Here is an 11,376-nt window from a genome sequence, read left to right on the forward strand (position 1 = left end):
TATGAGAATTCTCTGAGTGGCGGCCGCCGGCTCGGGCGACCGCTGTGACGTCCGGTGATGTCGGGGGCTGCTGGTAGCTTCGGGGACCATGCTCGTCGCCCACGCCACCTGGCATGGCGGTGCGCTCTGCCTCTGGGCCGAGCGCACCGGCCCGTACGAGCCGTCCGCGGACGTCCACCCGTTCGCGACCTGCGACTTCGGCGGGACGTCCTACGAGCCGCTCGTCCGCACGGCGTTCCGCGTCGAGCTGACGATGTCGCTCCCCACGATCGGCGACCATCCGCTGCCCTCGGCCGAGCTCGGCCCGGAGCCGGTGTCGGACGAGCCCGAGCTGCGTCCGTGGCGCGTCCCGGCCCTCGTGCTCGAACCCTTCCCCGCGATGGCGCTGCTCCAGGGAGCCGAGCACAGCGCCGACGTCGTCCCCGGTACCGACCTGCGGTTCCTGTGCATGCTCGCGGACGAGGCCGACCATCTGACCTCCCGCGGCCACGTCCTGCCCGCCCTCCTGCGCGAGGACGGCGATCTCGTGGCGCGCTGGCGTCCGGTGATCGACGACCCGGCGCGCTTCCGCGCTCTCGCGCGCGCCATGCCCGCCGCCTGCCGCGCCGCGGACGGCGGACGTCCCGCCGCCGAGGTGCTGCGGGAGGCGCTGTCCGCCCTGGTCGACACCGCCGTCCGGGGCGTGGTGCCGCATCCGCTGCTCGTGTCGCGGCGCAAGGAGCTCGACCGGCTGCCGCTCGCCGAACGCTGGGTGACGGCGCTGACCGGCCCGTCCGCCGCCGTGGCCCGCGAGCCCCGCGACGATCCGGGCGACCTGATCGCCGAGCTGGACGCGTGGGCCGCCGCCGCGCGCCGCCCGTCCGGACCGCTCCGCGTCTGCTTCCGCCTCGCCGAGCCGGGCGCCGAAGAGTTCGGCACCGAAGAGTCCGGCACTGGGGAGTCCGGCGAGAGCGAGGAGTCGAAGGACGATTCGTGGCGGGTCGAGTTCGCCCTCCAGGGCACCGACGACCCGAGCCTCTACGTACCGGCCGCCATGGTCTGGGACGGTGAGGCGACCTCGATCCGCGACGCGGAGGAGACGCTCCTCACCGGCCTCGGCCGCGCCCTGCGCCTTTTCCCCGAGATGGCCCCCGCCCTTGACGGCCCGGCCCCGCACGAACTGGCCCTCGACACGGCGGGGGCGTTCCGCTTCCTGCGCCAGGCCGCCCCGATGCTCGCCGCCGCGGGCTTCGGCGTCCTGCTCCCCCAGTGGGCGGGCAAGGCGAAGCTCGGCATGAAGCTGACGACCCGCGACGAGGATCCGGAGGCGTCGGCCGGCGCGGCCGCCCCCTCCGGCTTCGATCTGAAGGCCATGGTCGGCTTCCGCTGGGACCTGGCCATCGGCGACGAGAGCATCGACGAGGCCGAACTGGAGGAGCTGGCCCGCCTGAAGACCCCGCTCGTCCGCCTGCGCGGCCGGTGGGTCGAGCTCGACGAGCGCCAGCTCGAGGCGGCCCTCGACTTCCTCCGCCACCCTCGCCGGGGCCGCATGAGCGCCGCCGAGGCGATCCGCGCGATCGTGCACGCCGGCGACGAGGTCCTCCCCCTCACCGAGGTCGACGCGGGCGGCCCCCTCGGCGACCTGCTGTCCGGCGAGGCCGACCGCCGCCTCACCCCCATGCACACGCCGGACGAGCTGGACGCCGAACTGCGCCCGTACCAGGAACGCGGCCTCGCCTGGCTGACCTTCATGAATGACTTGGGGCTTGGCGCACTTCTTGCCGACGATATGGGACTCGGTAAGACCATTTCTGTCTTGTCCCTTCTCGTACATGAACGGGAGAACGGCGCGCGCCCGGACCCGACGCTCGCGATCCTGCCGATGTCGCTGGTGGGGAACTGGCAGCGGGAGGCCGCGCGGTTCACTCCCAAGCTGCGCGTCTACGTCCACCACGGGACGGGGCGGCATCGCGGCGAGGAGCTGGCCGAGGCCGTGGCGAGCGCCGATCTCGTGCTGACCACGTACGGGACGGCCGCGCGGGACGCGGAGGCGCTCGCGCCGATCGAGTGGGGGCGGATCGTCTGCGACGAGGCGCAGGCGCTCAAGAACAGCGGGACGCGGCAGGCCAGGGCGGTGCGGAGCATCCCGGCGCGCACCCGGATCGCGCTCACGGGCACGCCGGTCGAGAACCATCTGACCGAACTGTGGTCGATCATGGAGTTCGCGAACCCCGGCCTGCTCGGGCCGCGCGCCGCGTTCCGGCAGCGGTTCGCCGTCCCGATCGAGCGGGAGGGCGACGAGCAGGCGGCACTGGCGCTGAAGCGGGCCACCCAGCCGTTCATCCTCCGCCGCCTCAAGACCGACAAGTCGATCATCTCCGACCTGCCGGAGAAGCAGGAGATCAAGGTCTACTGCAACCTCACGACCGAGCAGGCGTCCCTCTACCGGGCGACCGTGGACGACATGCTCCAGCAGATCGCCGAGGCGGACGACAAGCAGCGGCGCGGCCTCGTCCTGGCGACGATGGCCAAGCTCAAGCAGGTCTGCAACCATCCGGCGCAGTTGCTGAAGGACGGCTCGCGCCTCCCCGGCCGCTCGGGCAAGCTCGAACGGCTGGAGGAGATCTGCGCCGAGGTCCTCGGACAGGGTGAGAAGGCGCTCGTCTTCACCCAGTACGCCGAGTTCGGCTCGATGCTCCAGCCCTACCTCGCCGCCCGTCTCGAACGTCCCGTCCTGTGGCTGCACGGCGGGACGTCCAAGCAGGCACGCGACGACCTCGTGCAGCACTTCCAGAACGACGCCGAACCGGCGATCTTCCTGCTCTCCCTCAAGGCCGCCGGGACGGGCCTGACGCTGACCGCCGCCAACCACGTCGTGCACGTCGACCGCTGGTGGAACCCCGCCGTCGAGGACCAGGCCACCGACCGCGCGTTCCGCATCGGCCAGACCCGCAACGTCCAGGTCCGCAAGTTCATCTGCGTCGGGACGATGGAGGAGCGCGTGGACGAGATGATCGAGCGCAAGAAGGCCCTCGCCGAATCGATCGTGGGCACCGGCGAGGACTGGCTGACCGAACTCTCGGTCGCCGAACTCCGGGACGTCCTGCGGCTGTCCCCCGAGGCGGTGAGCGACTGATGGACGACGGCGTCATGGACGACGGCATCAGGGCCCGCAACAAGCGCGGGTCGATCGGCGCCGAATGGTGGTCCCGCCGCTTCATCGACCTCGTCGAGTCGTTCGCCGACAAGGGCCGCCTGCAGCGCGGACGCACCTACGCCCGCAAGGGCAACGTGTTCGACCTGAGAGTCGAGCCGTACGAGGTGACCGCGAAGGTGCGCGGGTCGGCGCCCGAACCGTACGAGGTGGCCCTCGGCATCGACGCGATCGACGAGGCGGACTGGCGGGCCGCCGAGCAGGAACTGGCGTCCCGCGCCGTTTTCCGCGCCCGCCTCCTGGCCGGGGAGATGCCGCCCGAGATCGAGTGGGTGTTCGCCGAACTGGGCCTCGCGCTCTTCCCCGGTTCGGCCGCCGACCTGCACCTGATGTGCGACTGCCCCGACTGGGGCGACCCGTGCAAGCACGCGGCGGCCGTCCTCTACCTGCTGGCCGAGGCGTTCGACGACGACCCGTTCCTCATCCTCCAGTGGAACGGACGGGGCAGGGACCAGTTGCTGGCCTCCCTGCGGCGCGCCACCGGGACCGAACCCGACCCTCTGGACGTGGAGGACGAGCCGCTGACCGCCGCCGGCTTCTGGACACCGCCGTCCGGCCTCGCCCGGCTCCGCGACCGGCCGCCCGCGCCTCCCGTCCCGCCCGGTTTCGTCCTCCAGGTCGCCCCGCCCCCACCGATCAAGATCCGGCGCCGTTCCCTCCCGGACGTCCTGGCCCCCGCCTACGAGGCCCTGGCCGCCCGCGACGACGCTTAACTCTCGTTCGGGTCCGAGGGGCCGGGCGCGCGAGGGCGGCCGTTCCGCGCTGGATCCCCGGCCGTCAGCCGGCTCCGCCGAGGACCTCGCGCAGCCTGCCGGCGAACGCTTCGGGCTGTCCCGCCTGGCCGAACTCGCCGCCCATGAAGCCGCCGTGGTGGCTCGGGAACACCGCGGCCCGCCGGCCGAGCAGCTCGGCCGTCGCCACCGACGTGCGTCCGGTGATGGTGCCCTCGGACTCCTCGCCCACCGCGATCACGATCCGCGTGGGCGCCGCGGCGAGGGCGTCGGCGTCGGGCCGGTACCCGCTGACCGCCCACGACCGGTCGGACAGCAGCGGATCGTCGCGGGAGCCGTCGTCCTCGGCCGGCATCCCGAATATGGCGGGATCCGGCGCGGGCTGGGCGAAGTAGTCGTCGGTGAACTCGCCCTGCCAGGACGTCATCGCGATGAAGGCCGCCATGCCCGCGCCCCAGCCCTCCTTCTCGTACACGTCCCGGACGCCGGCCCTGGCGCGCTCGGCGGCCCCGGCGTCCGGAAGCACCCCGATGAGCGGTGGCTCGTGGGCGACCAGGGTGGTGACGTCCTCGGGGTGCGCGGACACGAGGGCGAGCGCGGTGACCGCGCCGCCGCTGCTCGCGAACATCTCGACCGGGCCCGCGCCGAGCGCCTCGATGAGGGCGTGCACGTCGGCGGCCTGGATGTCCGGCGCATGGTCGGTCCGGCCGTCCTTGCGGGTGCTGCGGCCGAGGCCGCGCGGGTCGTAGGTGATCACCGTGCGCTCGGAGAGGAGCGACGCGAGGGTGTGGAAGCCGCTGGCGTCCATGGGCTGACCGATCATGACCAGCGGCGGGCGCCCGTCGGCGGTCGGCAGCGGACCGTGGACGTCGTACACGAGGTCGGCCCCGGGCGTTTCGAGCGTCTGCGTAGTCGTCATGACGATGTCGACCCTCCCCGCACCGAAAACTCATCGGCCCCGCTCCAGAAGCCACCTGGTTGCGAGTCTGCAATGGAATGTAGTACATATACTATCAACAGAAGCAGGGGTATGGCTAATGATTCAAGTTCTCGTTATGGGGACGGGCATGAGCGGGTGCGGGCCGTGATCCGCAAGGCCGGCCCCGTGCCCGCCGACAAGGAGACCGTCCACAACCGGATCCCGGTGCTGCGGGCCGAGCGCGGCGTCTCGCGCCGCGACCTCGCCGCCGCGCTGGGCGTCCACTACCAGACGGTCGGCTACCTGGAGCGGGGCGAGTACAGCCCCAGCCTGCACCTCGCCCTGCGCATCGCCGAGTACTTCGAGGTGCCGGTCGAGGTCGTCTTCTCCCTGAAACCCTTCCCCAGGATCGGAGACACACCATGACGAACCAGTCCCCGGGACGGCTGGAGCGGGCGCGACGCAAGCGCGCGGACCGCCTCGCGGCCCTCGACGACGAGCTGGAGCGCCGGATGCCCGCCCGCTACGCCCGCCGGCGGCCGCGCCGGATCCTGGCCGGGGCGGGCGCGGTCACGCTCGGCCTGCTCTGGGTGGACGCCGCCGTGTCGTGGGCGCTCGCCCCCAGCGACACCGCGATGATCGCCAACTTCGTGATCCTGGGCGTGCTGGTAGTGGTGGGGTTCCCGCTCGCGGGCCAGCTGATCGCCGTCACCCGGGGGCTCATCTCCAAGCGGGAGCACGAACTCGACGAGCGCCAGCTCGCGGCGCGGCTCCGCGCGTTCGCGACCGCCCACCAGGCCACGACCTGCGTGCTCGTCGCGGTCCTGGTGGTGACCATGCTCGCCGACGGCGACAGCCGCGAATCGCAGATCCCCGCCGCGGCGCTCTTCCTGATCCTGTTCGCCCTGCTGGCGACGCACGTCCTGCTCCCCCTCGTCGTCGCGGCCTGGCAGGTGGCCGACCCGCCCGCCGACGATGACGAGGAGGAGCAGGAGCAGCCCGCCGTCTAGCGCAGGTCGCCGTTCGTCATGCCCTGCGGCGCGGGCGGCAGCGCGACGAGGCCCATCTCGGCCCGGCCCGACAGCAGCGGATGGCTCGGCACCACGCGGACGCTGTAGCCGAACGCGCCGCTGCGCCCCAGCGGGACCTCGCCGGTGTAGCGGCGCCGCCCGTTCTCCGCGGACTCGGCCTCCTCCAGTTCCAGGTGGGTCGGGTCGACGAGAGCGTCGGCGTCGTCGACCCGCCCGTAGGCGATCTCCACGGCGACGTCGTCCGGGTCGAGCCCGCCGAGGTTCACGACGACCCGCACCGTGAGCCGGGCCCCCACCTGCGGGCTCTCCTCACCGTTGGACTCGACGTGCTCGACGGCGACGTGCGGCCACGCCCTGCGGACCCGCTGCTTCCACGCCGCCAGCGTCCGCGCGCCCGCGAACTTGTCGGCGACCATGGCCCGCTCGGACTCGGCCGCCGGGGTGTAGAGGTCCTCGACGTAGTCGCGCAGCATCCGGGTCGCGAGGACCTTCGGGCCGAGGGTGGCGATGGTGTGCTTGACCATCTCCAGCCAGCGGCGCGGCAGGTCCGCCGAGTCGCGGTCGTAGAACGTGACGGACACGTGGTCCTCGATCAGCTCGTACAGCGCGGCGGCCTCCAGCTCGTCCCGCCGGTCGGGGCTGGCGAGGCCGTCGGCGGACGGGATCGCCCAGCCGTTCTGCCCGTCGTACCACTCGTCCCACCAGCCGTCCCGGATGGACAGGTTCAGCCCGCCGTTCAGCGCCGCCTTCATCCCGGACGTGCCGCACGCCTCCAGCGGGCGCAGCGGGTTGTTCATCCACACGTCGCAGCCCTGCACCATCAGCTGCCCGAGCGCCATGTCGTAGTCGGGCAGGAACACGATCCGGTGCCGGACGTCCTCGGAGTCGGCGAACCGCACGATGTCCTGGATCAGCCGCTTGCCGCCCTCGTCGGCCGGGTGGGCCTTCCCGGCGATGACGATCTGCACGGGGCGGTCCGGATCCAGCAGGATCGCGCGGAGCCGGTCCGGGTCGCTCATCATCAGGGTGAGCCGCTTGTACGAGGGGACGCGCCGCGCGAACCCGATCGTCAGGACGCCGGGGTCGAGCGCGTCGTCGATCCAGGAGACCTCGGCCTCGCTCGCGCCGCGCTGCCGCCACGACTCGCGGAGCCGGCGCCGCGCGTCCAGGACGAGCCGGCGCCGCAGCAGGCCCCGCATCCGCCAGATCTCCGCCTCGGACACGGCGCGGACGCCCTCCCAGCCGCGCCCGGACTCCATCACCGACGGCAGCTCGCGGGCGGTGAACTCCAGCACCTCGCGCGCCACCCACGTTCCGGCGTGCACGCCGTTGGTGATCGAACCGACCGGGACCTCGGCGGTGTCGAACCCGCCCCACAGGCCGCCGAACATCTCGCGGCTGACCTCGCCGTGCAGCTCGCTGACGCCGTTGACGCGCTGCGCGAGCCGCATCCCCATCACGGCCATGTTGAACACGGTGCGGTCGCCGCCCGGGTAGTCCTCGCTGCCGAGGGCGAGGATCCGGTCGACGGGGACCTGCTCCTCCTCGTTCGCGCCGCCGAAGTACCGGCCGATCAGGTCGCGGGGGAACCGGTCGATGCCGGCGGGAACGGGCGTGTGCGTGGTGAACACCGTGCCCGCCCGCGTCGCCTCGAGGGCTTCGTCGAACGACAGCCCGTCCTCCGAGACCAGCTCGCGGATGCGTTCCAGGCCGAGGAACCCGGCGTGGCCCTCGTTGGTGTGGAACACCTCTGGAGCGGGATGCCCGGTGATGCGGCAGTAGGCGCGGATCGCCCGGACGCCGCCGATGCCGAGCAGCATCTCCTGCAGCAGCCGGTGGTCGCCGCCGCCCCCGTACAGCCGGTCGGTGACGTCCCGGGCCGCCTGGTCGTTGTCCTCGACGTCGGAGTCCAGGAGCAGCTGGGGGACGCGCCCGACCCGCACGACCCACACTTGCGCGTGCAGCTCGTTCCCCTTGGGGAGGCCGATGGCGACGCGGACCGGCGTCCCGTCCCGTTCGCGGAGCAGGGTCAGCGGGAGCCCGTTCGGGTCGATCGGCGGGTAGCGCTCCAGCTGCCAGCCGTCCGGGGACAGCGACTGCGAGAAGTAGCCGTGCCGGTACAGCAGCCCGACCCCGAGGATCGGGACGCCGAGGTCGCTCGCCGTCTTCAGGTGGTCGCCGGCCAGGATGCCGAGGCCGCCGGAGTACTGCGGCAGCGCGGCGGTGATCCCGTACTCGGGTGAGAAGTAGGCGATGCAGGCGGGCCCGTCCGCCCGCGACTGGTACCAGCGCGGGGCGGTCAGGTACTCGCGCAGGTCCTCGGCGGTGTCCTGCAGGCGGCGCAGGAACCGCCGGTCCCCGGCCAGCTGCGCCAGCCGCTCCGGCGCGACCTCGCCGAGCAGCCGGACGGGATCGTGGTGGACGGCCTTCCAGAGCGCGGGGTCCACGGCGCGGAACAGGTCGAGCGTCTCGTGGTGCCAGGACCAGCGCAGGTTGAGGACCAGTTCCTCAAGCTGCCGGAGCGGCTCGGGAAGGACGGTGCGGACCGTGAATCGTCGGATTGCCTTCACACAACGCCACGCTATGCGCTCGCATCGCGTGCGCGCGAGAGCGTGAACGAGACCGTCACCGCGCGGACGGGCCGGCCCGCGCGGTGACGGGGCCTGTGGAAAGCCCGTCCACGCAGGGTTCTGGCCGTCGCGGCGGCGGCCGGCGCGGGCACCGGCCCGGCCGCCCGGTCCGAGCGTTTGCCCAAACTCGACCATCCCCAGACCCGGCCGAGCCCGGACCCGGTGCCCGTGGCGGGCGCGCCGGCCCTCCCAGTGAGCGCTGGCGCGCCGGCGGTCGGATCAGACCAGGGCGTTCTTGTAGAAGAGGTTCGCCTTCCGCGCTCCGGACGAGCCGGAGGCGAAGCCGAGGAACAGCCGTACCTGGGACCCGGCCTTGTAGATCGCGAGTCCTTCGGCCTCCCGGTAGGACAGCGTCGAGCCCGCCCCGGTGAGGAACGGCTTGCCGACCAGCTTGCCGGTGTTGAGGTCGACGGCCGACAGATACGTGTTGCCCGGCTTCGGGTTGGACGCGCTGTAGGCGCTGCCGTGGTACAGGTACACGTAGCTCCCGTAGAGCGCGTAGCCCTGGAAGGAGATGCCGCTGACCGTGGCGGGCTGGGCGATGTCGGCGAGCTTGGCGCTGTAGTTGCGGGCCTTGAGGTCGGAGAGCTTCCACACGGCTATACGCCACTGGCCCGACTTCTGGTAGCGCATCGCGAGCCGGTTGTTGATCGGGTCGATGGACGCGGTGACGCTGCCCTGCCCGGAGACGGGCGTGTACTTCGTGAGCGCCGACGAGCTGTTCGTCAGGGTCGTCCCGTTGACGAACTTGAAGCGCGCGAGGTTCTTGCCCCGCGACGAGGTGTTGCCGTTGGCGTCGGTGAACTGGACCGCGTTCGTCTCCGTCCACAGGTAGGAGGCCGTCCCGGACGGCTCGACGCCGATCGAGACGCCGTGCCCGTAGCCCTTCAGCCGCATGTAGCCGAGCTTGTTGCCCTTGAAGTCGAGCTGCGTGATCGTCAGATCGCCGCGCGCGTCGGAGCCCGATCCGCTCGACACCTGCGCGGTGAAGAGCCGCTTGTTGACCTGGTCGAACGCGAACGACTGCATGACGGTCCCGTCCTGCAGGCTCTTGCCGCGGAACAGGTCGTAGGACGGCTTGGTGAGATCGAACCGCTGGGACGTCGGGAGCGACGCCGCGGTCGCGGCCTTGAGCCCGGCGCGCTCGCCGTCCCCCTCCGCGCCGGTCCCGGCGCAGGCGCTCAGCGCCAGCACCCCGGCCAGTCCGGCCGCTCCGGTCCGTACGGATCGCCGCATGGAACCACATCCTTACTTGATCATGAACAGGTAAGGGGCGACCGTAACACCGCTCGGCGCGAGCCCGGCACAAAACGGCCGAAACTACTTGGAGGTAATCGCCGGTTGCCGGGCATGGAAGTTTCGGATGACTCGATCGGGTAGAGGTGGCGACATGCACGTGCAGTCCGGAACGTCAAGCACGACCGGCATTCCGAGGCTCGGTCGCATCCCGATCCTGGACGTGGCGCCGGTGGTGGGGTGCGGGCGGTGGCCGGCGAAGGCCGTGGTGGGTGAGACGGTCGAGGTGTCGGCGACGGTGTTCCGTGAGGGGCACGAGATGCTGGGTGCGGCGGTGGTGCTGCGCACGCCCGAGGGCGAGGAGCTGCCGGGGCAGCCGATGGCCGAGGTCGGGGTGGGGGCCGACCGGTGGGCGGCCCAGGTGACGCCGACGCGGATGGGGTCGTGGTCGTTTCGGGTGGAGGCGTGGGGCGATCCGATCGCGCACTGGTGGCATGACGCGCAGATCAAGGTGCCGCGCGGCCAGGACGTCGAACTCATGCTCGCCGAGGGATCGGCCCTGCTGGAGCGCGCGGCCGGCGCCGTGCCGAGCAAGGACCGGCCGAGGCTGGAGCGGCTGGCCGAACTCCTGGGGGACCAGACCGTCCCGGTCGCCGACCGGATGCAGGCCGCCGCCGACCCCGACGCCGCAGACGTGCTGGAGCGTCATCCGCTGCGGGACCTGCTGACCGTCAGCGACTGGTACCCCCTGGCCGTGCACCGGCAACGAGCCCTGTACGGCGCCTGGTATGAGTTCTTCCCCCGCTCCGAAGGCGCCGCCTTCGACCCCATCGGGCGCCGCGGCCCCACCTCCGGCACCTTGCGCACCGCGATGAAACGCCTGCCCGCCATCGCCGACATGGGCTTTGACGTGGTCTACCTCCCCCCCATCCACCCCATCGGCACCACCCACCGCAAAGGCCCCAACAACACCCTGGACGCCGGACCCTACGACCCCGGCTCCCCCTGGGCCATCGGCTCACCCCAGGGCGGCCACGACACCGTCCACCCCGACCTGGGCACCCTGGAGGACTTCGACGCCTTCGTGGCCCACGCCGCCGACCACGGCCTGGAAATCGCCCTCGACCTGGCCCTGCAATGCTCCCCCGACCACCCCTGGGTCACCCAGCACCCCCAATGGTTCACCACCCGCGCCGACGGCACCATCGCCTACGCCGAAAACCCGCCCAAGAAATACCAGGACATCTACCCCCTCAACTTCGACCACGACCCCGACGGCCTCTACCAAGAGATCAAACGCCTCATCCACCACTGGATGAACCACGGCGTCCGCATCTTCCGCGTCGACAACCCCCACACCAAACCCATCGCCTTCTGGGAACGCCTCCTGGCCGACATCAACACCACCGACCCCGACGTCATCTTCCTCGCCGAGGCCTTCACCCGCCCCGCCATCATGCACACCCTCGCCAAAACCGGCTTCCACCAGTCCTACACCTACTTCACCTGGCGCAACACCGCCCAAGAACTCACCGACTACTTCGGCGAACTCACCGGACCCGCCGCCGCCTACATGCGCCCCAACACCTTCACCAACACCCCCGACATCCTCCACCAATACCTCCAGCACGGCGGC

8 protein-coding genes are annotated in these 11,376 nt (G+C 71.7%); 5 read left to right on the forward strand and 3 right to left on the reverse strand.

All coding sequences use genetic code 11. The features are described from left to right. Positions 1-88: 88 nt before the first annotated feature. Together SM418_RS25295 and SM418_RS25300 are read left to right on the forward strand one after the other, a co-directional pair. Complete coding sequence (locus tag SM418_RS25295; RefSeq protein ID WP_371943645.1) at positions 89-3,115, forward strand: DEAD/DEAH box helicase; 3,027 nt, start codon at positions 89-91, stop codon at positions 3,113-3,115. Continuing rightward, the gene (locus SM418_RS25300) at positions 3,115-3,906 is read left to right on the forward strand and encodes an SWIM zinc finger family protein (protein WP_371943646.1); all 792 of its coding nucleotides are present in this window, start codon (positions 3,115-3,117) and stop codon (positions 3,904-3,906) included. The genes SM418_RS25295 and SM418_RS25300 overlap by 1 nt, the downstream gene beginning before the upstream one ends. A 64-nt stretch (positions 3,907-3,970) precedes the next feature. Here SM418_RS25300 and SM418_RS25305 read toward each other — a convergent pair whose 3' ends face one another. Further along, a complete protein-coding gene (locus SM418_RS25305) occupies positions 3,971-4,843 on the reverse strand; it encodes an alpha/beta fold hydrolase (RefSeq protein WP_371943647.1) in 873 nt (290 codons plus the stop codon). Positions 4,844-4,999: 156 nt separating this feature from the next. Between SM418_RS25305 and SM418_RS25310 the strand changes: the two genes are divergently transcribed. Together SM418_RS25310 and SM418_RS25315 are read left to right on the forward strand one after the other, a co-directional pair. Further along, on the forward strand, positions 5,000-5,269 hold the full coding sequence (locus tag SM418_RS25310) for a helix-turn-helix transcriptional regulator (RefSeq protein ID WP_371943661.1): 270 nt from the start codon (positions 5,000-5,002) through the stop codon (positions 5,267-5,269). Continuing rightward, positions 5,266-5,853 (forward strand): hypothetical protein, encoded by a 588-nt coding sequence (locus SM418_RS25315; RefSeq protein ID WP_371943648.1) that lies wholly within the window; start codon positions 5,266-5,268, stop codon positions 5,851-5,853. The genes SM418_RS25310 and SM418_RS25315 overlap by 4 nt, the downstream gene beginning before the upstream one ends. Here the strand turns inward: SM418_RS25315 and glgP are convergent. Continuing rightward, positions 5,850-8,444, reverse strand: a complete 2,595-nt coding sequence (gene glgP / locus SM418_RS25320; RefSeq protein ID WP_371943649.1) for an alpha-glucan family phosphorylase — start codon at positions 8,442-8,444, stop codon at positions 5,850-5,852. The two genes, SM418_RS25315 and glgP, sit on opposite strands and share 4 nt — an antisense overlap. Before the next feature lie 279 nt (positions 8,445-8,723). Further along, positions 8,724-9,740, reverse strand: a complete 1,017-nt coding sequence (locus SM418_RS25325; protein WP_371943650.1) for a phage baseplate protein — start codon at positions 9,738-9,740, stop codon at positions 8,724-8,726. Positions 9,741-9,894: 154 nt separating this feature from the next. Between SM418_RS25325 and SM418_RS25330 the strand changes: the two genes are divergently transcribed. Further along, positions 9,895-11,376, forward strand: a 1,482-nt coding sequence (locus SM418_RS25330) for a maltotransferase domain-containing protein (RefSeq protein WP_371966112.1), incomplete at its 3' end; no start/stop codon positions are given.

The organism is Actinomadura chokoriensis (assembly GCF_041463665.1).
GTDB classification, from domain to species: Bacteria; Actinomycetota; Actinomycetes; order Streptosporangiales; family Streptosporangiaceae; genus Spirillospora; species Spirillospora chokoriensis_A.